We start from the raw sequence: 24286 nt of genomic DNA on the forward strand, positions 1-24286 counted from the left end.
GGTTAATTAATGCACCCCATGCATCCACTTCCGCAACAGCGGAATCAACAAAGCGAGTACCACCATGACGCCCAGCACCACATAGATCCCCCACAACAGGTAAGTATCCGTATACGCTACCAAGGACTCAGTTCTGCTCAAGTCGGCACCATCTGCATGCCCACCTGCGGTCAACTTGCCAATCTCACTGGCCATACTGTTGCCCAGAGAAATGCCCAAATACCATGCCCCCATTACAAAACCCAACATTTTTGGCGGCGACAATTTACTGATCATAGAAAGCCCTACCGGGGAGATGCTCAACTCGCCAGAGGAATGGAAAAAATACATCAATACCAGGAAAACCAGGGGCATCAAACCATCTGTTCCGAAGGAGCGGGCACCCCATACAATTAAAGCAAAGCCAATCGCGATTTGGAGCAATGCCAACAGAAATTTTAAAGGGGTACTGGGCTCTAATTTTCTTTTGCCCAACCAAAGCCACAACCAGGAGTAAATGGGGGCCAGTAATATGACGAAAAAGCCATTCAGCGCACCAAACTGAGCCGCAGGAATCTCCATTCCCGCCACCATTCGGTTGACGTTTTTATCGGTAAACAGGGCAATAGATCCTCCGGCCTGTTCAAACAACATCCAAAAAACGGCATAAAAAAAGAATAAAAACACCACCACCAGAAGTCGTTGGCCTTCCTTTCGATCTGGCATCCTCAATGCAGACCAAACGAGATAGCCCAAAATACCGATGCTCACAATCAGCAATACCCGGTTCAATATCGCATTGGGGTTGAGTAAAAACATCACCACCGGAATGAGTAAGAGTGTACCCAAAACGATAATGGAATTGACGCTGAGGCCCGCCAACAAGGGTTTTCTGCCTGCCTGTGGGTCGATAGGTAAACCTTTATCCCCAAAATATTTTGGCCCCAACACGGCAAACAGGATCAAGCCAAAGGTCATCCCAATCCCGGCCAACCCAAAGCCATAATGCCACCCCACGCGCTGACCAACGTACCCACAAGTAAGCATCGCGAGCAAGGAACCAGTATTGACCCCCATGTAAAAAATGGAGTAGGCACTGTCTTTCCGAGGGTCGTCCAGCTCGTAAAACGTACCCAGGAAACTCGACATATTGGGTTTAAAATACCCATTGCCCACAATAATGATGGCCAGTGATAGGAAAAAAATAGTCTGGTTGCTCTCGAAACCGGGTAAGCCCTGCATACCCAGCGTAATGTGGCCGATCGCCATCAAAGCGGCGCCTATGATGACCGATCGCCGGAAACCAAAAAAGCGGTCAGCAATCATCCCGCCCACAACCGGAAACAAATAAGCCATCGCTGTGTATGCTCCATATACCCCCAGTGCCTTCGTATTGGCTTGCTGCTCACCCAAATTGGCGTACAAGACCTTGGCCATGTATAAAGTGAGCAAAGCCCGCATGCCATAGTAGGAAAAACGTTCCCACATCTCGGTGAGAAAGATGATCACAATGGCCTTGGGATGGATTTTTCGGTTGGCATAAATGACGATCGGTATCCAGATCAGTACAAATACCCAGCCTGAAATCAGGAGCAATTGAGCGATGTCTAGCATAATTTGGTCGTTGGGGCAGCCCTTGCGGGTGCCCTTATGGTTCTAATAGGTCAACCGCAAGGGTTGACCCTACTACGCGCCGATTTCTTCGCCAGCCTTCAGTTTTTCAGTGTTTTCATACATTTGTAGCGCCTCGATGATGCCTTCGATATCCCCTTCCAATACCCGATCCAGGTTATACAGGGTCAGGTTGATGCGGTGATCAGTGAGGCGGTTTTGGGGAAAATTGTAGGTGCGAATTTTGTCCGAACGGTCGCCACTCCCAACCAGCGACTTGCGCTTGGCAGCTTGCTCCGATTCGTGAGCTTGCTTGCGTTGGTCATAGATTTTTTGGTAAAGACGTTGGATGGCGATTTCCCGGTTTTGAATCTGTGAACGGCCATCCGTACTTTCCGCAACCACCCCGGTAGGAAGGTGGGTAAAACGTACGCCCGATTCCGTTTTGTTGACGTGCTGGCCACCCGCACCACTGGAGCGGAAGGTGTCTACCTTGAGGTCTTCTTTGCGAATTTCCAGGTCTTCCATCTCTAATTTGGGCATGACCACAACGGTTGCAGCGGAGGTATGTACCCGGCCTTGAGATTCGGTCTTGGGTACCCGTTGTACGCGGTGGGCGCCCGACTCAAATTTGAGCGTACCGTACACATCTTCACCCTGAATCTCCAATACCAGTTTGTTGTATCCACCTACGGTACCCTCATTGATTTCCATGGCCTCCACTTTCCAGCCCTTGCTTTCAAAGTAGCGGGTATACATGCGGTAAAGGTCGCCGGCAAAAAGGCTGGCTTCGTCTCCACCAGTTCCCGAACGGATTTCAAAAATCACGTCGCGTGCGTCTTCTGGGTCTTTGGGAATCAACAGGTATTTGATTTTTTCGTCCAACTCCTCCAACTGCGGCAGGATCTGATCCAATTCCTCTTGGGCCATTTCCCGCATTTCCGGATCTTCGTCGTTGAGTGCTTGTTTGGCCGAGTCGCGATTGCTCGACAAGTTTTTGTATTCAAGGTAAGCCTCTACAATAGGTTTGAGGTCTTTGTAATTTTTGCTCACCTTTTTATACCGGTCCATGTCCATAATGATGTCGGGATCCGACATCTGCTCCTCCAAATTCAGGTACCGATCATAAATGGCTTCCAGCTTGTCCAACATAACCTTGATAGATTGTGAAAATCGTTTAAAAGTTTTATTTTAGACCAAGTTCTTAAAATGACGATATGTCAGAATGAACTTAAAATCTAAAAAAAACTTAATATTGTTCGCAAAATTATCATATTTTTTGCATCTTGCAGAAAATTATCCAGCCTGTTCGCCTCTATAGCCCGTTTAATTGTCATGAACATAGATAGGAAATCCGTTTTACCAACTGACGTGACCGCTAGAGGTATTTCACGTCAAAGTTGAAGTCTTTTTACTATGCGACAAAAATCACAAGCATAAGCATGCGGTAAGTAGTCGTTTATACAATAAGCTTTCTTACATGGCGTTAATTCTTTGCATGGAAACCGCAACTGAACGGTGTTCCATTGTGGTGGCAAACGATGGCAAAATCCTTGGGCAAGCTACATCTTCCGGTGATTTTGAGCACAGCGCCCAATTGACCTTATTGGTGAATGCTGCACTGCAACAAAGCCAATGTAAATTAGCGGATTTGGATGCGATTGCCATCAGTATTGGCCCAGGGTCTTACACATCCCTGAGAAGTGGACTTAGTACCGCAAAAGGTTTGTGTTATGGACTGGATGTGCCACTGTTGTCCATTGATTCTTTGAGTATCATTGCCGCAGGCAGTATTCAGGAGCAAAAGGATGCTTTAGACAGCCTTTATGTACCCATGATTGATGCCCGCAGGATGGAAGTATACACAGCAGTATATTCTGCATCGGGAGAAGTTCTTGAAAAGTCCTCTGCCATGATTTTGACCAGTGAAAGTTTCAGCGACTATTTTGACCGCGGGGTCTCGCTGGTTTTTGCGGGCAACGGTGCGCCCAAGTTTGCCCCCATTACCTCATCACCTTTTGCTCATTTTAGTTCGGTACGCTCAAGCGCCACTTATATGCCAACTTTAGCAGAAAAGGCATTTCAACAAAAGGCATTTGCTGATGTTGCTTATTTGGAGCCCCATTACCTAAAACCTCCAAATATCACGGTTCCAAAAAAAATACAGCTGGGATCGTAATTTTTAATTATTAATAAAATTTGGCATACGTTTTGTATGTTGAGCTTTATAAGAGGCAAAAATCCATTGTGTTTTTAACAAAGTGCATGAAATGAGAAAGCAAAAAAACGACGTGATCACCCTTAAAAAAGGGCAAACCGAAATCGAACTTGACTACGCAGAATTGCGTAAAGCGGTACTGGTACTACGTGCCATCAACCACAAGCTTCGCCAAAGAATCATTGATCTGCTGGAAGAAAACGAAGCCATGACTGTGACTGAAATTTACGTCAAACTCCGCTTGGAGCAGTCAGTCGCTTCCCAACATTTGGCTATCCTGCGCCGTGCTGGAGTTGTACAAACGGATCGCAGTGGTAAATTCATCCACTATTCATTGAACAAAGATCGCATCGAGCAAATTTCCCGTCTGGTTGAAGAACTTACCGGGCAACAATAATGGCGAAGACGCACTTGTTGCGTCTTTGCCATTTTGTACTATTACGATTTGTATTTTTTAGGTTTATACATTCTTTTTTTTGCAAATATGCAATTGCAGTCCGAAGCTTTTGTCTGAAAATCAGGCGAAAATGAATTTTTTTCTTGTGAGGAAATAAAAAAAAATGCATATTTGCTTTTGCAATTTTTAATGTAACATTACTATGAGAAACACACAAGTAGGAATTAATCCTGAAAAGCTAGAAGCTGCTTCAGAGCTTCTTCGCGCGTTGGCACATCCACTCCGCCTCCAAATCGTTGAGTTCATTGATCAAAACGATGCAATCAATGTGAACAAAATCTACAATACGCTGAAGTTGGAGCAGTCCATTACTTCTCAGCATTTGCGGGTTTTGCGCACTACTGACCTGGTCAGCACGGAGCGTGAAGGCAAATTCATTCACTACCGGGTCGATTATGACAAAATCGATCAGACGGTGAAAGCCATTCGGAATTTTCTGAAGAAATAAGAGCTCGTTAACAAGCTCTAAGGCTGATGGTTTCGGGTTTCAAGATTTCGGATTTCGGTAGAACATTGCTGAAATCCGAAATCCTGAGATCCGAAATTATTGGATAGTCGCTTTCGCTCCCACCTTGATATTTACTTTTTGACTGGCCAGCACCCTTACTGACTTACCTGGGTTGCTGTTCTGCGTAGAGATATAGGCTTGTAAGCGCAGCTTTTTCGCTGTACGCATCCGTGCAAAACGAATTTCCTCAAATTTGACTGTGGTTGTCTTGTTGCCAGGAGTGGTGCTGATTCCTGCTGCATTGGTTTTTGCTCCAGGGATAATCTGGGCGGTTCCCTGAAACAAGGAATCCAGCACCTGTCCGGTGCCACTCAAAAAGTAGCCCTGCATGGCAATATCGAGGGGCATTTCATTGTCTGCCACTATTTTAAATTCCAACTCTTTGATCTTTTTGTATTGCTCCAGGTCAATGTCGTAGATATCTTGAGCAACGAAGTTGGATACACTGCCGTACAAGGGCAGTTCCACCTCTACTTGCACCCGGTAAAAACTCTTGTCGGTGATAAAGCCCTTTTGGCCCGTATTGCCCTCGGGATTGGTAAAGGCATCTACGTCATAGGCGACGGCAGTTGGCCCCGAACCAAATAGTACATCTACATTCGAATTGGTTTTATCAAAAGTAAAGGTATCGCGTTTGGTTTGCCCCACTTCATTAATTCTAGGATAAGGGAACTCGATTCCATTGCGTAGAAATACACTTTCAATACTCAGTTGACGGCCATCTACGGTAAATACTTTAAAGTCGCGGACGATTGAGCGGGAAGGTATGCCAAAAGCATTCTCCAGAAAAAAGGACACTTTCGGGTCGGCAAAATAGATGTCCCCTTTGATGTAATTTTGAAAAAAATCAATCTTTACCGTATCTCGCCCACCCTCGTACAAGAGGCTGCCAAAAAAGCCTTCCGCATAGGAAAACTGTAAATTGGTAATGCGCACCAAAAACAAACCGGCATTGACCGAAGCCCCAGCTGGTGTTTTAGCCTCGTACTCAATATAAACGGTATCATTTTTAGGTAAAAAAGTATAGCCGACTAAAGATGCAGGGCTCAATTGGTTGGTAGCCGAAGGACGAGCACCAGAGCCACTGTAACCCGCAATATCAGTGGAGAATGTGAACGGTTTGCCATCTTTGAGCAATTGGGGCATGGTCAGTTTGACAGTAATGGGCTCAGCATTGGGGTTTTCTACGTAATACGAAAATTCACCCCGTTTTAAGTCTACCCGATCAATTTTGACCCCATTGGGTAAATTAAAGGGCAGGGGCATTTTTTTGCTGAGTACAGGCACCAAGGGGGGCAGTGCACTGGTCAGGGTGCCAAAAATCTCATCACTGGTTCGGGTGATGATGTCTCCAATGTACCTAAACCTGATCCCTCCATTGGGGTCAACCACAATAGAGGAAAGGTCTTCCACACTATTCAGGATTTCCTGTAAGGTCGTATTGGAATTGACTATTGGAAAGGCCACTTCAGGCTGAAAATTGGAAACTTCCCAGTCTTCAAGGTTATTGAGCTTGCTGCAAGCCGTGCCTATCAGGAGGAGTAGACAAAATAAAAGGAAGTGCTTCATGGTTTTTGGGTTTGAGGAACAATATACCTTTTTTAGGCCTGCCTGTTCCTGAACGCCGATTCCAGGCGTTGTACGTATTGAGAGAAGGTTTGTTTGGTAAACAAACGAAAAGTAAGGGCTGCTTCGTCTAGCAGGTTGAGGTTAAAAAGTGCGTAGTCAAAATGATGCTCTACTCCCGAGCTCAGGTATTCCCGGTTTTTAGCAATTAAGGCTTGTTCTGCATCGGAGATATTGTTGTCGCCACCTGCATCGATGTATTTTTTGAGGCGTACTTCACAAACCTCCATTGCCTTGCTGAGGATGCTCAAATCCCGGGCCGCATTTCCCAGTAATTTGCGTTGAAAAAGCAAACCTTCCATCGCGATCGCTCGATCTGATTTGATTTCTCGGTCGGTTTTTTCCACCGAATAATAATGCTCATCAATGTCCTGATTGAATTGATTGACTACATCACAGTGCAGACGCGCCAATTCAATCATCGGCTCAATGATCGCCCGAAACTTGTTTTCCAAAATTTGGTGATAAGCTTTTTCACCGCGCATGCTACCTTGATCGTGGGGGTCGTGAATGTCGATCAGGTATTGCACCAGTGTATTGCCCGCAAAAGCAACGGGCTCATGGTCAACTGCACGGGTTTGACTCAATAATTTAGAAAAACCTGCGGCATGCTGTTCAAATTGCTTGTTTTTTTCCAAAATCTCATCCAGCGATTCCTTTCCATCTTCTGGAAAAATCGTATGATCCTCGATTGGAGGATAAACTTCTTCCCGTTCCACTTGCTGGTCTTTTTTTTCACCAGTTCCGCCTGGTGGTTCAAAAAAAGCATCAAAAGGATTGCTCGGCATTGGCACAAGATTTTGCGCTAAGCTAATAAAAAAGGTTGAGAAAGTTGAGAAGTTGAGGAGTTGAGGCTACCGCAGCGACTTGCACAAGATCTTCTTCAAAATCGCTGCGGTAGCCTCAACTACTCAACCCCTAAACTTCTCAACTTTTTTTTCCATTTCCACAAATAATATGTACCTTGATCTCTATGCGGATACTTCTCAACGCCTTTTTCCACCGCCTGCACCATTATCGCTACCGCTTGATACGGAGCTATATGGAAAAACCACACCAGATCCAGCAAGCCCAACTTCAAGAGCTTTTGCTCTTTGCTGTGGACACTGAGTGGGGCAAGTCGCATTTTTTCCACGATATACATACTGCCGAAGATTTTCGCCAGGCCATTGCGCTGACGGATTACGAAGACCTCAAACCCTTCATCAACCGGATGATGCTCGGTGAACGCGACGTATTGTGGCCCGGGCGAGTGAATTGTTTTTCCAAATCTTCCGGCACCACCAACGACAAGAGTAAGTTTATCCCCATTTCTCCCCAAAATCTCTACAAATGTCACATGCGGGGTTCTTGGGATACCATGAGCCTGTACTACCACAATCGCCCTAATGCTTCTCAGTTTGCCGATAAAAGTGTGTTGATGGGTGGCAGCCTCAGTGCCTTCCCCCCTCACCCGGCTACGATTGTCGGCGACGTAAGTGCCATCATGATCCAGCACATGCCCTGGGTAGCGAGGCCTTTTTTTATTCCTGATGTAGAAACAACTCTTTTGCCCAATTGGGAAGAAAAACTGGAAAAACTGGCTCGTGCAGGCGCTCGTACAGCCAATGTGGTGATGATTGGTGGAGTGCCGACCTGGACTGTGGTGCTCTTCCGGCGCATTTTAGAGATCACGGGCAAAAGCAATATGTTGGAAGTTTGGCCCAGGTTTCAGGTGTATACCCATGGTGGGGTTAGTTTCACCCCTTACCGCCAGCAGTTCCAAAGTTTTTTCCCCTCCCCTACTGTTGATTACCAGGAAATTTACAATGCCTCGGAGGGTTTCTTTGCCGTACAGGATGTTTTGGGCGAAGAAGGGATGTTGCTCTTGCTCAACAATGGCATTTATTATGAGTTCATCCCCATGAGTGAATGGGGAAAAAACAACCCGCAGGCCATCTCCCTGGCGGAGGTAGAAGTGGGAAAAAATTACGCACTGGTCATCAGCACCAATTCCGGGCTTTGGCGTTACTTGCCTGGTGATACGGTCATTTTTACTTCGGTGAATCCTTACCGCATCAAGGTAAGCGGCCGCACCAAACAATTCGTCAATGCATTTGGTGAAGAAGTCATGGTAGACAATACCGATAAAGCCCTGGCCGAAGCCTGCTTGCTCACTGGTGCCGAAGTCCACGAATACACCGTGGCCCCCGTATATTTTGAAGGCTCCGCGCAAGGTGGCCACCAATGGATCATCGAATTTGTGAAGGAACCTCTTGATTTACCAGCTTTTGCTCAATTGTTAGACCTCAAACTTCAGCAGATCAATTCGGATTACGAAGCCAAACGTTTCCGCAATATGGCTATGCTCCCCCTGAGCATCAAAGTGGTTCCCAAAGGTACTTTCCACAATTGGTTGCGCGCCAAAGGCAAAATGGGCGGCCAACATAAGGTACCTCGCCTGGCCAATCATCGGAATTACATCGATGAGATATTGGGGCATGTAGGAGCTTGACCCTCCCTACACGCCAAAATGTCATTACAATTTTTGTTTTTCAGTCAAAATGTCACTTCTGATTTTATTTCTTGCCAATTTGTACCCTCTTCTGGCATTGGAATGTGGTTTGCTTAAAGGAAAGCAGAAAACATTTAAAAACAACAAATCCAACTGCCATGAAAGTTGTAGCTGTTAAACCACAAGTTCCATCTGTATTTGTCGACAAATCTTTCGACCAATTGATCAATCGTTTCTTTGGCCCGGAAGTATCTTTTGGTCCTTACCGCGATTGGGTTGAAAATCGCCCTGCTGTGAACATCGTGGAAACCGAAACCAATTTCCGCATCGAATTGGCTGCGCCAGGTTTGAACAAGGAAGATTTCGACATCAAAGTTGAAAAAGACACCCTGAGCATTTCTGCCAAAAAAGAAAGCACTGCTGTAGAAGGTGAAAAAGTAAAAGTGCGCGAGTTTGCTTACACTAGCTTCCAACGCAATTTCACTTTGCCCAAAACCGTAGACGCTGAAGCCATCGAAGCACGTTATGACAATGGTGTTTTGGTTTTGACTGTGCCTAAAAAAGAGGAGGCGCTGCCAAAGTCTCGCCAGATCACGATTGGTTAACTTAGTTGTAAATGATGAGTGATGAATTTTTCCAAAGCAACGCTGTTGCCAATTCATCACTCATCATTCATAACTATTGAAAAAAAATTACCGTTTCCGCCAACTTTTTCGCCGTTGATATTGTCTTGTTATAATAAAATGCATATATTCAAGGCAGATTGTAATGAACTTTTTACCTTGGGTTCTGTTCAAGACAATACATTCACCAAAGTTGATTTCTGTCGCCTCTATGACGCAGAAAAAAACACAAGACGAAACTTTTTGCTTGAAAATATGGTTTATAAGGTATCAGTAAGTTGCTAAGCTTGCTGGACTTATCAACGAAAAGTTTATAGGTTAGTTAATAGGGTTTTAGGTGTTTTTTGGGGCCGACACGTCTTGTAGTCGGCCTTTTTTGTTTTCACTCCCCCCGCAACGCATCCACCGGATTCTCCAGCGCCGCCTTTACACTCTGCGCACCCACTGCCACCAAAGCTACCCCAATCACCAGCGCTCCTGCAGAAGGTACAAAGTACCACTGAAAAGGAATGCGCTGGGCAAAACCTTCCAGCCACTGCTCCATCACGTACCAGGCAACTGGAGAACCAATCAGAATAGCGATGAAAATCAGTTTTAAAAAATTGCTGCTGAGCAAGGCTACGATTTGCCCTACCCCAGCTCCGAGCACTTTGCGTACCCCTATTTCTTTGCGCCGCTGTACCACCAGATAAGCCGCCAAGCCAAACAAACCCAGGCAAGCTATACCCACTGCCAAGGCTGCAAAAATGCTGAAAACCACCGCCAGGCGCTGTTCCGACTGGTACTGCTGCAAAAACTGCTGATCGAGAAACCAATAATCGAGATGATGTTCAGGGAAAACCTTTTTCCAGGCTTGATTGAGCGCGGGCAAAAGACTGGCCGTTTGGGCAGCATCAAATTTGAGCGAGAGGTAGCCATTCTCCACCGAAGGCACACATTGATAAAGGGTGGGCCGAGCTGGTTCCTTCAAGCTTTCAATGTGAAAATCAGCAACCACGCCCCGAATGGTCATGCGAAAACCATCGGTATTGCCCTGATAAGCAATTTGTTCCCCCACGGCTGCCTGAGGGTTCGGGAAACCCAGGGCATGCATGGCCGATTCATTGATGATCAGGTTTTCGTAAGCATGGCGGCGGTCCATGCTTTGATAAAAAGAGCCAGCCAAAAATTGTACATCAAAAGTGGGAAAAAAAGCTTCGTCAGTGCCCAGGGTATAGATGGTAGATTTGGCCACTGCGACTGGTTTTTTCAACCAATACATCCCACTACTAGTGCCCGAAATGGTGGAAATCCCCAAGCCCGGCACAATCTCCGAACTTGCTACACTACTCACTCCGGGTATCTGTTCGATCTCATTTTTCAACACCGCCATTTTGTTGCGCTGAATCGAGTCTTGTTGCCAATTAAAGGCAGGCGTTTTGAGCGAAACGACCTGATCCAAGGACAAACCCAAATCTGCTTTTTGCATAAAATGCAATTGCCCCTGTACTACAAATACACTAATAATCAGGCCAACCGAGCAAGCAAACTGAACGACCACCAAAGCCTTCCGCAAATTCCCACCTTGTGCATTACCCATCCAGCGACTGCGCAATACCTCACCCGGCGCGTAGGCTGAAAGAATAAAAGCAGGATACAAACCCGCCAGTACCAAACCCGCCAGCAAAGTCCCGAAACACAAGGCCACAAAGGTGCCATCATACCCGGGAATTTGTAAAATATCGCGGCCCGTCAAACGGGCAAAGGCTGGCGCAAAGTAATGCAGCAGCACCAATGCCACCAACAGGGCGGCGGTATTGATCAAAAAACCCTCCAGTAAAAACTGGGCGATCAATTGCCAACGTTTGGCACCGATCACCTTGCGCAGGCTTACTTCTTTGGCCCGTTCCATAGCACGAGCCGTACTGAGATTGACGTAATTGACAAAGGCAATACCCAGAATAAACAAGGCAATCAGGAACAACATTTGTAAGCTACGTGGATCGACATTCGGTTCAATTTCGTACATTAAGTTGGAGCCCTGATGGATGTCCTTCAGGGCTTGCATGTTCAGCCGGATGCCTTCATCCTTGAGGTGAGTATCTGAATACCGATCGAGTTGGGTTTTCACTTTTGTAGGGTCAGCCGCTGCGCTCAGCTGGAAATAATTGTAATCCCAATAGCCGCTCCAATTGTCTTCAAATCCGGCGGCATAACGCGTCTGCATACTGAACAACACATTGAATTTCAGGTGGGTATTTTGTGGTGGATCTGCTACGATGCCCCGCACGGTATACTTGCCCTCAAATGCACCACCATTCACTTGTAATACTTTGCCCATGGCCTTTTGCCCAGGAAACAGAATTTGCGCAGCCGATTGGGTCAAAATGACCTGAAAAGGGTCAGCTAAGCAGGTTTGGGCATCACCTTGTAAAAACTGCTGCGGAAATAGGCGCAAAAAGCCGGGATCGACCATCCAGGCCCCTTCCAGCTTGATGGGGCGCTCTGGCATGATAAAGGTGACCGAGTTTTCATTGCGGTTGTACAAACGAGTGTAGTCCTCCACCTCAGGCAGGTCTTGCTTTAAGGCTGGTCCCAAAGCCGAATGGGTATTGGCATCTCGGGTAAGTACCTCGCCATCGGCAATCGTTTCATTGTAAGCCCGCCAAATCTGGCCTGCATGAGGCGACTGCTGGTCGTAGCTCCATTCATGGCGCAGGTATTGCACCAAGACCAAAAAGGCCGCCATCCCCAAAGACAAGCCCAATACATTGATCAGGCTAAATGACTTGTGTTGCCAGAGGCGGCGGAGGGCAATTTGGAGTACATTTTTAAACATGGCGCAGGTATTTTGAGTCTATCTCTTTGTTGGCAAAGGCAATGCCAAAATTACAAGCACCAGATTATCAGGATAAAATGTAAAATAATCAGGCAAACTTGTTCGTTTTCGGACAGTCGTTATGCTGAATTCGGACATTTCAACCCATCTGACTCAATCATTAAATGACCTCTATCTTACACTCTTGTCCAGATTTAGTGTAACCTTTTTTGTACTTTTGAGTTTAAGTAAAAGGCAGGATTGCATCTTGAGTACAAGCTGCATTTGATTTAACTGCCTAGTTACCTGTATTAAATACCAGCCTGAAATGATTAAAGTGACTATCGTTGATGACCATGTAATATTTGCAGAAGGATTGGAGTCCATATTTTCTGATGCGACCGACATTCAGATCCTGGCACGATGTCACAATGCGGAGTCATTTTGGACAGTGATGGACAGCAACAACATTGATGTGGTTTTGCTCGACATTTCACTGCCCGATGTAAGTGGTTTAAATTTGTGCGAGCAAATCGTTCGCAAATACCCCAATACCCGGGTCATCGCACTAACCATGCACGACGAACCCAGTTTGGTGAAAAAAATGATCAAAAAAGGCGCAATGGCCTATTTGTTGAAAAACACGACCAAGAGCGAACTCCTGGCGGCCATTCGTACAGTATACAGCGGCAAAAAATACTACAATGAAAACCTCATGCAGTTGCTGCTGGAAAGTGAAGACAAACCCAAAAAGAATCCGGCGATGGGTGGGCGGCCCCATCTAACCCGTCGGGAAAAAGAAGTATTGGAGTTGATTGCGGAGGGCTTGACCACTCAGCAAATTGCCGATAGGCTTTTCGTGACCATCAAGGCCGTGGAGTTTCATCGGAGCAGTTTGTTGACCAAGTTTGGCACCCAAAACACTCCTTCCATGATTAAGGAAGCCATTGAATATGAATTCATTTCGTAAAATTTTATCCTCCTTTTTTTGCACGCTGCTCTTTAGCGCAGTTTGGGCCCAGAAATCTTATCCTAGCTTAAATAGTAAGTTGCCCCCCTCTAAAATTGATAGTCTAATCATCGTCTATGAAGCCCAGAAAGACTTAAAAGGACTAGGGATAATTTATGAATTAAGAGGATTGTATTTTCAGAACATCTTCTTCTATGGCACCAAAAGTGTCAACAATTACTTCACCAGTTATCAGTATTACCTCAAGATTGAAGATGAGGAGTCGAAAAATCGCGTAAAAAAGCGCATTGCTGATCTCCTCTCCATGGATGATGTCCTATACGAAGATGCCGCAATCTATTACCACGAAGTTCTGGGGTACTATGTAAAACAAGACAACAAAGTCAAAATTGCCTCATGCAAATTGGAGCTACTAAATATACTTATCAATAAAGATAGCCTTAAAAACACTCAAAAACTAAACAAACACTTTAAGTATGGGATTGAAAAAGGATTGATTGAAACCATTCAACTTTGTAAAAACCTTCAAGATAATAGTTATTTGGCCTATGGATATTATCTATATTCATCTTTTTACCTACAAAAAAGGCGGCTCAATGAAGCCCAAAAATACTTAAAACTGAGCGCTGGAGTCAGCAAACCAAAGACACTCTTAGAGTTACGGAATTTTTTTCAACAAGGCCTGATTGACAAATACAATCAGAATTACGTTGAGGCCATAACTCATTTCAAAAAAAGTGAACTCCTCGCTGAGATTCGTAACAATAAATACCTCCGGCAACACATCTGCCAAAACCTGGCTGAGTGCTACATCCAATTAAACAATCAAGAACAAGCCCTATTCTATTGGGAAAAAACTGCAAAATCCATCAACAGATTTTACAATTCTGAAGAAACTAAATCCACCCGGAGTGAACCTGTTTACAATCAGATCGAGTTAATGAAAATGACTCAAGAGCTTGCAGATCAAAAACAGCTCCTCTGGAAAGTGGTGGCTTGTTTCATCATCGGCATACTCGTTTTAGGTGGGATAATCACTTATCAACGGATTAAATTCAAACAACGCCAAAAAGACCTCGTTAATCAGCGTAAGATCAGCATGTTAGAGTTGAAATCGATGAAATCCTTGATTGAAGGCCAGGAAAAAGAACGCAATCGGGTCGCCAAAGATTTACACGATGGGTTAGGTGCCAATTTATCGAGTATCAAGTTGTTTATAGAAAGCCAAAGGGACAAACACGCTCCGGAAATCCAGGCTCAACTGCTTAATCCGTTGGCGAAAAACATCGACGACGCTTGCCTCGAAACCCGCAGCATCTCCCACGATTTGCGGCCCTTTTCACTGAAATACGGTTTTAATTCTGCGTTGGGTGATTTGGTTAAAAAAACACAAACTGCATTGCCCCAAACCGAAGTTATTTTTGATAGTTATGGGGACGAGCCCCAGATTAGCGAAGAGATTGCGCTCATGGTTTACCGCATCGTGCAAGAACTGCTCAACAATGCGGCCAAATACGCACAGGCTACACAAATTACCTTACAGATCTTTTATGAACCCGAACAGCTCTCAGTACATGTAGAAGATGACGGACAAGGATTTGATTTAAAGCTAATTAAAGAAGGAAATGGCCTTGGCAATATTCGTTCACGCATCGACTACCTTGGTGGTCAAATCATCTGGCAAACAGCTCCTCAACAGGGTACCGCAGTAATCTTATCGGTTCCTTTACAAAATCCCTCCAAAAACCTGGGGTAAACCCTAGGTTATTAAAGCTACGGGTTTACCCTATTGGCTACGACGCTGAACAGTCCTAACTTTGTATCATCAAAAAGAACGAAATGATTGTTCTTCTCCCTCGAAATTTTCAGCAGGAGTCTCTTTCTGACTTCGGAGTGTAGATACACGAAATCAGAAAGTTGATTACCAAATCAACAGGCTGGAAATAATACTTGGAAAGGCTGCTTCCGCGGAGGAAGCAGCCACTCTTTCTTGCCTAGGAATCATAATCACACCTCCCATTTTCCTATTCAAATTTTGTTTGCTGGAGTAATCATTAGGTACTTCGTTTCAAATCACCATATGCATTTACAAAAGCAAATAACGCAACCGCACCAAACTTCCTGTTTTAGTATTTAGTTTCGTAGATCTCGATTTCCATTCAGGCTGTTCCTCTTACTAATAAGTCGGCCTGGACTTGCAACGGGCTGGCTATTGGATGATTCCCCCCTAAAGGCATCTTCTTTCCGGGCTAGATGCCGCTGAGGAATTATCAGGGCTACCTTCCGAAAAAGGTAGCCCAACTTTTTTTTAAAAATACAGCTCCACCATAGCTCCATTCAGCACAAAATGCACAAATGTGCGGATGTTTTCCTCCTGAAAAATCTGTTGAACGCCTGCTTTGCTAAAATAAAGGAAAGGCGCCATTTCCGCGGCCTTGGCCCGATACCGCTTCATGTCTCCCGCATAACTTGAAAATTGGATGAGGGCAATACCATCTTCACTTTCCAACAACAGGTCGATTTCACGCTCAAAAATTCGTACCCCATGAAAATGACGCAAAGGATAACGTTGGTGGTAAAATGGTGCTTGAAAATATTGATCCAAAAAGCCCCGAAAAGCCTGCCCTGCTGGAAGCAATTGCTCGGCACTGAGCCACTCCTCTACTTCAAAGCGCTGCAACAAGCCCTCCGTGATTGCCTTCAATTCATTTGTATCGTAATCTGGCTGCCAGGCATGAAAAAAAGCTTTAACTGCCCGGGAAATTTGATTAAAATCAGCCAACAAAGATTCAATGTGAAAAGCAGAGGCGTAGGTCATTAATTCCCCTGTATTGAAGGAAGGGATTTGATCCTGGAGGTTTTCCTTCCAGGTATCGATGTAGAGTGGAATGTGTTTTTGCTTACCCGCCCGTGGTTCCAAAAAGAGAATTTCCGATTCTTCAATGTCCAACAATTCGAAATCGCGCGAAAAAGTAAAGGTTTCGGTTTCTTTGTTCAGGATGACACCCGCCCACTCCCAGGGAGTGTCGCTTACACTGGCATCCAGGGTAGGATAATCATCCTTGCCCTCGTGCCAGGCGCGGTTGAGCCATTTGGTGGGCGTATTGGTGGTTGGAAAAATCAGGTAGTCGCGCGCACGCGTAAGCCCTACGTACAAGAGGCGGTTTTCTTCCTGCGTAGCCTGCGCAATTTTTTTCGCCTGAACCTCACTCTGTGCCAACCTTTCGGCCAGTGGAGTTCCCTTGAACTGTTTATCGTACGGGTTCACCCAGTAGCGCAACCAGCGATTGCTCAGGATGTTATTCAAATCCACCTGGGTGCCTTCTTCCTGCTCGATGTTCAAGCCCCACAGTTCGGTGCGGATGTCCTTTTCCAAATTGTAACAGATCACGATAGGCCATTCCAGCCCTTTGCTCCGGTGATAAGTCATCACGTTAATGGCCTCCGGGCTTTCTCCAGCGGCCTGAAAGTCGCGTTCTTCCGACTCCAATTCGTTCAACCACAACAACAAGCCGCCCAGTGAAGCCGCAGATTGCAGGCGATTGCAGGCTTCCTCGTATTGCAAGGCCAATTTGCGCAGCACATCCAGGTTATCCAAACGTTGATTGGCTTTGCCCCAGCTGACGATGCGGCGGCGCAAATCCAGGTCTTCTACCAACAAGTCCAGGATTTCTGCGCTCGACAACTCGATGGTTTCGGTGCGCAATTCGTCGAGGCGTCGAATCAGAAAATCGTTGGTTGCCCAACGGTTGGTGATTTCACCAGCGTCGTAATTTTTGAGGTAATCGAGGCGATCTTCTACAATGGTTTCGATGTCTTTGCCTGCGCCAAGTAGCAAAATTTCGGCTACTGAAAGGGAGTCGTGGTAGTTGAGTAAGTATTTCAAACAGGCCAATACCAACTTGGCCTCCGCAGTATTCAACAAACCCGCCCGGGCAATCGCCACCTTAAAACCCGCCCGATTGAGGGCTTCGGCCATGTTCTGGCAGTCCGTGTTAGAGCGGCAAAGGATGGCCACATCGCCGGGCTGGGCAGGTCGATGGCTTTTTTCACCTTTGGGGAGTACGTATACCTTGCGTTGTAGCCATTCGCGCAGGGCGAAAGCGGTGCAGTTTTCGGGCCAGGGTTTGCCGGGAGTACGTCCGCTGCGTTTTTTGCCTTCTTCCTCTTCTTCTTCAAAATACCAGTGCACCAAAGCGTCAGATGCCTCGATGGCTTCTTCGTTTTTTGTCCGTTTGGGAATAAGTGCCACTTGTTCAGGTGGCATGTCGGCAAAAGCTTTGACAAAAATGGCGTTGCTGGCGTAGACCAGATCTTGACGGGAGCGCCAGGAGTTTTCCTGAATGTCTTCTGGTTTTACCCCTCCACTTTGCTCGATGATGGCCTGCATCAATTCCGGTGCTGCGCCCCGAAAGCCATAGATGGATTGTTTGGGGTCGCCGACCCAGATGCTGTGCCGCGCCAATTGGGAGAGTTTCAGAAAAATTTCCAATTGCATCGGGCTGGTATCCTGAAATTCATCCACCAAAAGCAGGTCCAATTCATTGCGCAAAACAGTTTGCACTTGCTCATCGCGCAACAAATCCATGATCAGGGCCTCCATATCGGTGTAGTCGATCAGGCCACGTTGTTTTTTGTAGGCCGCAAATTCGTCCAGGGCTGCCAGCGCGAGTTCAAAAACCTGGTCGATAAAAGCTTGAATGTCTTGTTGAAACTGGGGATGTTGTTCGTGGACTTTGGCGAATTCTAGCAGGTCAGCGACGTCGTCCTTACTTTTGGCACCGGGTTTGAGTTTGCTGATTTTGGCCCAATTGCGCCAACTGAGTTCGCCGCGCAGGCGCAGCTCGCGCTCCAGTTCTACGAGGTCTTTGACCACGTTTTTGGTGACCTGGGTTTCATCGGCATTGCTTTCGAGGCGTTCAATGCTGCATTTGAGCATTTCGCTCAGTTCAGCGTTGAAGGCTTCGGCGCTTTTTTTGGCGGGCTCACCCAGGAAAACCCGAAAACTTTCAAAGGAACGCTCGCGGCTGCGCTCTAGCACTTCACGGGAAAAATCGTTGGCGCGGGCCACCTCAGTGATTTGGCGGACTTCGCGCCGCCAGTCAAAATATTCATTACTGCTCAGGCCCAGACGGTCGCAAAGCAGGGTCATTTTTTCTACTCTTTCGTCCGTAAGTACTGTGGCGAGGGATTGGTTGAAGAGGATTTGTTGGTCTTCTTCGGCAATGATGGCTACTTCGGGAGATATGCCCGCTTCGTAAGCAAAGCGTTGGAGGAGTTTGACGCCCAAGCTGTGCACCGTACCTACCAGGGCATTGGTAAGGTCTTCAGCTTGTTCATTGAGTCCTTCGGACAACAACTTGACCCGCACCCGCTCCTGCAATTCTGCTGCTGCTTTTTTGGTAAAAGTGGTCGCAATGATGCCACTGGCGCGTACGCCCTCGCGCATGAGGCGCACCATTTCCTGGGTAAGGCGGTAGGTTTTGCCGGAGCCGGCACCAGCGGAGATGATTTTGATGTTCATTCTATTTTTAGCCTATCATAAATATAAAGCTACTCCGCCAATTGATAAATCTCCTTCAATTCCCGCCCCGATTGATTGTAATCCAGACCATAACCAATCACAAACTTGGAAGGAATCGAAAAGCCTACAAAGTCAGCCTCCAAAGGAAATTGCAACGCATCAGGCTTGAGCAGCAAGGTGGCAATCGCTACAGAAGCGGGCCCCTGTTCGCGCATTTTTTTGGTCAGTTCATATAAGGTACGCCCCGAATCGATGATGTCCTCCACCAGGATGACGTGGCGGTCTTTGATCTCGATGTCCAGCCCCATGTTGGTGGTTACTTGCCCAGTGGATTGTAGCCCTGCGTAAGAAGACAAGCGCATAAAGGTTATTTCACATTCCAGCTCAGCAGCCCGCACCAGGTCGGCAGTAAAAATGAAAGCACCATTTAAAATACCGATGAAAAGGGGCCGTTGACCAGCATATCTTTCGCGCAAAGCTATGCCCAATTCCTCAATCCGCTGCTGAATGGTTTCAGCCGCAATAAATGGTTTAAAATGAAGGTTATTAACAGTAATCATCTTTGCGTATTAATGAAGCGCAATGATAGCAACAATAGGCCAGTATAACTTAAACTTAGGCCAGTAAAATGCATCAATTTTTTTATTCCAAACCAATGAAAACAATGTTATTGACCCTCGCTATGAGCTTCCTCGCCTGGGCTTGTCAGCCTACACCAAAACCAGTGGACAGTTTAAAAACCACCGAGGTTTTCCCCAAGTCCGCATTCCCGTACAACCCGAATGAGCCAGACCGAAGCATGCCCATGCCCAGGCTGCTCAACGAAATTTCGGGTTTAAGTATGAGTTACAGTGACAAATACCTGCTTGCAGTGCAAGATGAATCCGGAATTCTGTTTGTCATCGATCAAGCCACGGGCAGTGTAAAACGGGAGATTCCCTTTGGCAAACTCGGCGATTATGAAGGTGTAGAAATTGTGGGCAAGGACGTGTACATCCTCAAAAATACGGGAACCTTGACCCTCATTAAGAATGTAGATCAACGTGACGAACAGACTACCGAGCCTTTCAATACAGAACTCGGCAAGGAGAATGATGTAGAAGGATTGGGCTATGATAAAAACAACAACCGCCTTTTGCTGGCTTGTAAAGGAAAAGCCGGTAATTCCCCTGAACTACAAAATCGCAAGGCCGTTTATGCCTTTGATTTGAACAAAAAGGCGTTAGATCCCACCCCAATCCTCACCATTGGCCAGCCCGAAGTACAAAAATACCTTCAAGCTCATGCCAAGGAGGCCCGCTTGGAAAAAGTCATTGAATTTTTTGCCAACCCCAATGAGTTTGAATTCAGCCCCTCTTCCATCGCAGTGCACCCCCTGAATGGCAATTTATACCTCTTGTCCGCCGTAGGTAATATTTTTATGGTGATCAATTTCCAGGGTGAAGTTGTTTATTTGGAGAAGCTGAAAGGGAAGGTGCATCAACAACCCGAAGGCATTTGTTTTGACTCCAAAGGGGGAATGTTTATCTCCAACGAAGCAAGGGATGACATGCCAGGTATGATTTATTACTTTAAACCTTTAGGAGCGGAATAAACCCGGCCTTTTGTTTGTTTGTTTAACACAATTGCCAGAACTTCGCAGCGCCAAAGAGCGGTGCTTAAACGCTCTGCTATTCCGACAATATTTGACCTCGAAATCACTATGAGTGTAGTAGAATTAAGGGTTCCCGCAATCGGTGAATCCATAAACGAAGTGACCTTGTCCCGTTGGTTGAAAGAAGACGGAGCCTTTGTCAAAATTGACGAATCCCTTTGTGAATTCGAATCCGATAAAGCGACCCTGGAATTTCCATCGGAAGCTACGGGTAAACTCATTCACGTCGCCAAAGAAGGGGATGATCTGGAAATTGGTGCCCTGGTGGCCAAAATCGACACCAGTGTAAGTGCCGGTGCCGATGTACCCAGTACACCACCAGCCGACAAACCCGCAGCAGCCAGTACACCTGTGGCAGCGAAAGTTGCCGAGCCGACTCCTGCAGCCACCAGCAACTACGCTACGGGCCACCCCTCTCCTTCCGCAGGTAAAATTTTGAAAGAAAATGATATTCCAGCTGGCAATGTAGCTGGTACTGGTCGTGATGGCCGCATCACCAAAGAAGATGCAATCAAGGCAGTAGATGCCAAAGCCAGCACGCCTGCACCTAAGACAGAGGCTCCAGCCGCTACTCCTGCGCCCAAGGCCAGTGCTCCGGCAGTTGCCTTTTCCCGGGAAGTCGAGCGCAAAAAAATGACGCGCATGCGCCGCACCATCGCCAAACGTTTGGTAAGTGCCAAAAATGAAACGGCGATGCTGACCACCTTCAATGAGGTTGACCTGACCGAGTTGATGGCACTGCGTGAAAAATACCAAGATAAATTTGTGGCCAAATACGGCATCAAACTGGGCTTTATGTCCTTGTTTGCCAAGGCTTGCGCCAAGGTGTTGTTGCAAATGCCCGAAGTCAATGCCATGATCGATGGCGAAGATTTTGTGTACCACAACTACGCCGATATCTCTTTCGCCATTTCTACGCCAACTGGCTTGGTGGTGCCACCAATCCGCAACGTGGAATCTTTGAGCTTCGCAGAAATTGAAGTTGAACTGAAAAATCTGGCGGGCAAAGCGCGAAATGGCAGCCTCACCCTCGAAGAAATGAGTGGGGGTACCTTTACCATTACCAACGGTGGAGTGTTTGGTTCATTGCTCAGCACGCCCATCATCAACGAACCACAATCGGCGATCCTCGGCATGCACGGCATCAAAAACCGTCCAGTAGCCGTAGGAGATAAAATTGAGATCCGTCCGATGATGTACCTGGCATTGTCGTATGACCACCGGGTAATCGATGGTAGTTCTTCGGTGACCTTTTTGGTGAAGGTGAAGGAGTTACTGGAAGATCCGATCGCGATGTTGTTGGATATCTAATTCTTACTTAGGTGATTCTTAAGTGCCTTAGGTTTCTAAGGTGGTGAATATTTCTTTTTTACCACCTTAGAAACCTAAGGCACTTAAGAATCACCTAAGACAAGCATAGTTTATTGCCGGGTGTACGTAGAGTAATCCGACGCAAAAGGCTCCAGACCCGCCTTCCGAAAATCCGACATGATCTGCCCCCGGTGGTAAGTGGTGTGATTGACCACATGAAACAGAATCTCCTCAATCAGGTTTGAAAAATCCTCCCCTTGCGAATTCCGGTAATGGAATCGCTGACTCAAATCACACTCCTCTAAGATACGTAAGGAATTTTTGTGGTTGTCTTCCACGATTTGGCGCATAGCGGCTACAGGATGCACGTCAAAAACCTTAAATGGCTCCAGTCCTAAAATCCGGGCATTCCAGATTTGGTGGGCGTTGAGCACATGACTGAACAAGGGAATGTCGCGTTCGGGTACTGCAGCCCCGTACAATTCAAAATGTTCCACCATTTGCAGGTTGTAATGGCGTTGGAAGGTGTAGAGCTTTTCAAATAATGCTTTCATGGATTTAAGCGTGTTTTATCCATATACAACTCGTCTTTGTGCTTTGTTCCAAAGCAAACCCTGCTTTTCAAAAAACAAGCTGTTCAGGAATAACTCCCAAACAGCTCGAGGAAACACTAACATTATAGCGAAAAGACCAATTACGATTGTTTAACCGGACAAGTAGAAAGTCCGACTATTGCATAAAGTGGACAAAAACTGATGAAACTGGTCACGATAAAAATGGCACCCAATGCCACCAAAACATAGCCCAATACGCCTACGACCGCGCCAGAGAAAAACAAATACCCAAACACTGCCGCCAAAATCAGGCGTACAATTTTGTCCAGATTGCCCATATTCTTTTTCATATCGATGAAGTTTTAAATAACGCAGAAAAATTACCTTCCCAATTTGGGTTTTGAATAGGAAGTCGAACGCTTCATTTCAAGTGAGCTTCCTATTCAAAAGCCCCCAAAAAAAATTGGGAAGTAATTTTTTGCGTCATCATAAGGTGAATAGAATCTTGTTGTGAGAACAGTAGATCATCAAATTGTCCACCAATACCATACTCCTCCGATTAGCCCCGCCAAAGCCAGGCAAAGGATACAAACCAGGAGTAATTTTGCGGCAGGATGCCAGTCTTTGATGCTCATATTCGCTGTATCTGATTCAAAAATAAAGCACTAGCCCCCCCGGTTTAGTGATCAAGATCACCCAGCAAAACATTTTGCCCTACTTCCAGCTGCTTTTGGTAATATTGAGCAAATTTCCCACGTAAAATTCGGCTAGCTTCCTTATCTTTCTACCATTAAACTTTATCCATGTTGCACGAAATCCGACTTGTTTCAATCCTCTGGATCGCAAGTGTTGTCCTGGCTTTACCCAGTTGCCAAGGCCAGGTAATTAAAGATGCTGGCCCTGCATTTTATTATTGGAAAACCACCCTGCAGTTCGATACCGCTGATGCAGGACTGGCTGATCAAATGCGTAGTCAACACTTTTATTTGCGCTATTTTGACGTGGATTGGAGTGCCGGGTATAGCAGCGCGGTTCCCACCGGAGTGCTTGAAATCAGGAGTGCCCACGGATGGGATAAAAAAACCATAACCCCAACCGTATACATCACCAATCGCACATTTACACAGATCAAGGAACAGGACATTCCGGTGCTGGCCTCCAAGGTAGCGCGTAAAATTGCTCAAATCAATGAAGACCTGGAGGGTACGGTATTCAACTACTCCTATTACGATCGTTTCCCAGAGCGCCTTACCTGGGAGGAACGCAGCGACATTGTCGATTCTTTGAAGCGGAGTTGGAGTAAAAAAATTGTAGAAATTCAGATCGATTGTGATTGGACGCTCAGTACCCGGGATAAATATTTTACTTTTTTAAAATCACTACAGACCTCCGCTTCCGATTTTACTGTCTCCAGTACCCTTCGCTTGCACCAATACCGCGACCGCTCGACCATGGGTATCCCGCCCGTAAAAAAGGTGATGCTGATGTGTTACAATACGGGCGACCCCAAAAATGCCAGCGAGACCAACGCCATCCTGGACGCCAAGGTGGTCAAACAATACCTCAAAGGCAAAAAATACCCCCTCGAAATGGAATTGGCCCTACCTCAATTCAATTGGGGGGCCTGGTACCGGGTCGGAGTGTTTCAGGGTTTGTTGCGCGATTTATCGCCGGATACGCCAGGCATGGAAACTTATTTGCAAAAAGAACAAAACAATCAATACCGGGTAAAACAAGACACCGTAATTCGACAAGACTACCTACGCGAAGGTGACCTGATTCGGATGGATGGCAGTACACCCGAACAAATGCAGGAAACTTTAAAATTGCTACAAGTACAACTGAGACGGCGAATTTCCCGGGTGGCGTTTTTTGATTGGGAATACAAAAAGATCAAAGAGAATCAAGCGAACGTACAGGCCTATTTTAATGCATTGAAAAAAAATTAAAACCAGGTAAA

Annotated in this window: 19 protein-coding genes; 10 read left to right on the forward strand and 9 right to left on the reverse strand. The window is 46.2% G+C overall.

Annotated features, from left to right (window positions below):
• Nucleotides 1-6: 6 nt before the first annotated feature.
• The gene (locus ACO08K_RS00965; RefSeq protein WP_421794514.1) at nt 7-1593 is read right to left on the reverse strand and encodes a peptide MFS transporter; all 1587 of its coding nucleotides are present in this window, start codon (nt 1591-1593) and stop codon (nt 7-9) included.
• A 72-nt stretch (nt 1594-1665) separates the two neighbouring features.
• Nucleotides 1666-2742: a peptide chain release factor 1 gene (gene prfA / locus ACO08K_RS00970; RefSeq protein WP_421794515.1), complete on the reverse strand. Its 1077-nt coding sequence runs from the start codon at nt 2740-2742 to the stop codon at nt 1666-1668.
• Nucleotides 2743-3088: 346 nt separating this feature from the next.
• Here prfA and tsaB point away from each other — a divergent pair, with 346 nt between their 5' ends.
• The 3 genes from tsaB (at nt 3089) to ACO08K_RS00985 (ending at nt 4713) form a co-directional block, all read left to right on the forward strand.
• Nucleotides 3089-3769, forward strand: a complete 681-nt coding sequence (gene tsaB, locus ACO08K_RS00975; protein WP_421794516.1) for a tRNA (adenosine(37)-N6)-threonylcarbamoyltransferase complex dimerization subunit type 1 TsaB — start codon at nt 3089-3091, stop codon at nt 3767-3769.
• A gap of 91 nt (nt 3770-3860) precedes the next feature.
• Nucleotides 3861-4205 (forward strand): ArsR/SmtB family transcription factor, encoded by a 345-nt coding sequence (locus tag ACO08K_RS00980; RefSeq protein ID WP_373550122.1) that lies wholly within the window; start codon nt 3861-3863, stop codon nt 4203-4205.
• Between the two features lie 202 nt (nt 4206-4407).
• Complete coding sequence (locus tag ACO08K_RS00985) at nt 4408-4713, forward strand: ArsR/SmtB family transcription factor (protein ID WP_373550123.1); 306 nt, start codon at nt 4408-4410, stop codon at nt 4711-4713.
• 96 nt (nt 4714-4809) lie between these two features.
• Here the strand turns inward: ACO08K_RS00985 and ACO08K_RS00990 are convergent, their stop codons facing one another.
• Together ACO08K_RS00990 and ACO08K_RS00995 are read right to left on the reverse strand one after the other, a co-directional pair.
• Complete coding sequence (locus ACO08K_RS00990) at nt 4810-6342, reverse strand: hypothetical protein (RefSeq protein WP_421794517.1); 1533 nt, start codon at nt 6340-6342, stop codon at nt 4810-4812.
• A 32-nt stretch (nt 6343-6374) separates the two neighbouring features.
• Nucleotides 6375-7187: a hypothetical protein gene (locus ACO08K_RS00995; RefSeq protein WP_421794518.1), complete on the reverse strand. Its 813-nt coding sequence runs from the start codon at nt 7185-7187 to the stop codon at nt 6375-6377.
• A 185-nt stretch (nt 7188-7372) separates the two neighbouring features.
• On the opposite strand from ACO08K_RS00995, the gene ACO08K_RS01000 reads away from it, so the two are divergent.
• Nucleotides 7373-8893 (forward strand): GH3 auxin-responsive promoter family protein, encoded by a 1521-nt coding sequence (locus ACO08K_RS01000; protein ID WP_421794519.1) that lies wholly within the window; start codon nt 7373-7375, stop codon nt 8891-8893.
• A 158-nt stretch (nt 8894-9051) separates the two neighbouring features.
• A complete protein-coding gene (locus ACO08K_RS01005) occupies nt 9052-9498 on the forward strand; it encodes an Hsp20/alpha crystallin family protein (RefSeq protein WP_421794520.1) in 447 nt (148 codons plus the stop codon).
• Between the two features lie 400 nt (nt 9499-9898).
• Here ACO08K_RS01005 and ACO08K_RS01010 read toward each other — a convergent pair whose 3' ends face one another.
• A complete protein-coding gene (locus ACO08K_RS01010; RefSeq protein ID WP_421794521.1) occupies nt 9899-12334 on the reverse strand; it encodes an ABC transporter permease in 2436 nt (811 codons plus the stop codon).
• Between the two features lie 307 nt (nt 12335-12641).
• Between ACO08K_RS01010 and ACO08K_RS01015 the strand changes: the two genes are divergently transcribed.
• Nucleotides 12642-13283 carry a response regulator gene (locus ACO08K_RS01015; protein WP_421794522.1) on the forward strand — a complete coding sequence of 214 codons (642 nt, stop codon included), beginning with the start codon at nt 12642-12644 and terminating at the stop codon, nt 13281-13283.
• Between the two features lie 79 nt (nt 13284-13362).
• On the forward strand, nt 13363-15039 hold the full coding sequence (locus ACO08K_RS01020) for a sensor histidine kinase (RefSeq protein WP_421794523.1): 1677 nt from the start codon (nt 13363-13365) through the stop codon (nt 15037-15039).
• 552 nt (nt 15040-15591) lie between these two features.
• Here the strand turns inward: ACO08K_RS01020 and ACO08K_RS01025 are convergent.
• Both ACO08K_RS01025 and hpt read right to left on the reverse strand, forming a co-directional pair.
• Nucleotides 15592-18807, reverse strand: coding sequence for a UvrD-helicase domain-containing protein (locus ACO08K_RS01025; protein ID WP_421794524.1), 3216 nt, complete (start codon nt 18805-18807; stop codon nt 15592-15594).
• Between the two features lie 29 nt (nt 18808-18836).
• Nucleotides 18837-19367 carry a hypoxanthine phosphoribosyltransferase gene (gene hpt, locus ACO08K_RS01030; RefSeq protein ID WP_421794525.1) on the reverse strand — a complete coding sequence of 177 codons (531 nt, stop codon included), beginning with the start codon at nt 19365-19367 and terminating at the stop codon, nt 18837-18839.
• 95 nt (nt 19368-19462) lie between these two features.
• Between hpt and ACO08K_RS01035 the strand changes: the two genes are divergently transcribed.
• Together ACO08K_RS01035 and odhB are read left to right on the forward strand one after the other, a co-directional pair.
• Nucleotides 19463-20401: an SdiA-regulated domain-containing protein gene (locus tag ACO08K_RS01035; RefSeq protein WP_421794526.1), complete on the forward strand. Its 939-nt coding sequence runs from the start codon at nt 19463-19465 to the stop codon at nt 20399-20401.
• A 108-nt stretch (nt 20402-20509) separates the two neighbouring features.
• Entirely contained in the window at nt 20510-21772 is a 1263-nt protein-coding gene (odhB, locus tag ACO08K_RS01040) for a 2-oxoglutarate dehydrogenase complex dihydrolipoyllysine-residue succinyltransferase (protein WP_421794527.1), read from the forward strand.
• A gap of 110 nt (nt 21773-21882) precedes the next feature.
• Here the strand turns inward: odhB and ACO08K_RS01045 are convergent, their stop codons facing one another.
• A complete protein-coding gene (locus tag ACO08K_RS01045; RefSeq protein WP_421794528.1) occupies nt 21883-22326 on the reverse strand; it encodes a DinB family protein in 444 nt (147 codons plus the stop codon).
• A gap of 140 nt (nt 22327-22466) precedes the next feature.
• Nucleotides 22467-22676 carry a YgaP family membrane protein gene (locus ACO08K_RS01050; protein WP_421794529.1) on the reverse strand — a complete coding sequence of 70 codons (210 nt, stop codon included), beginning with the start codon at nt 22674-22676 and terminating at the stop codon, nt 22467-22469.
• A gap of 453 nt (nt 22677-23129) precedes the next feature.
• Here ACO08K_RS01050 and ACO08K_RS01055 point away from each other — a divergent pair, with 453 nt between their 5' ends.
• Complete coding sequence (locus ACO08K_RS01055; protein ID WP_421794530.1) at nt 23130-24275, forward strand: hypothetical protein; 1146 nt, start codon at nt 23130-23132, stop codon at nt 24273-24275.
• Nucleotides 24276-24286: the final 11 nt, after the last annotated feature.

Origin of the sequence: Haliscomenobacter sp. (assembly GCF_965225875.1) — a bacterium.
Taxonomy (GTDB): Bacteria; Bacteroidota; Bacteroidia; order Chitinophagales; family Saprospiraceae; genus Haliscomenobacter.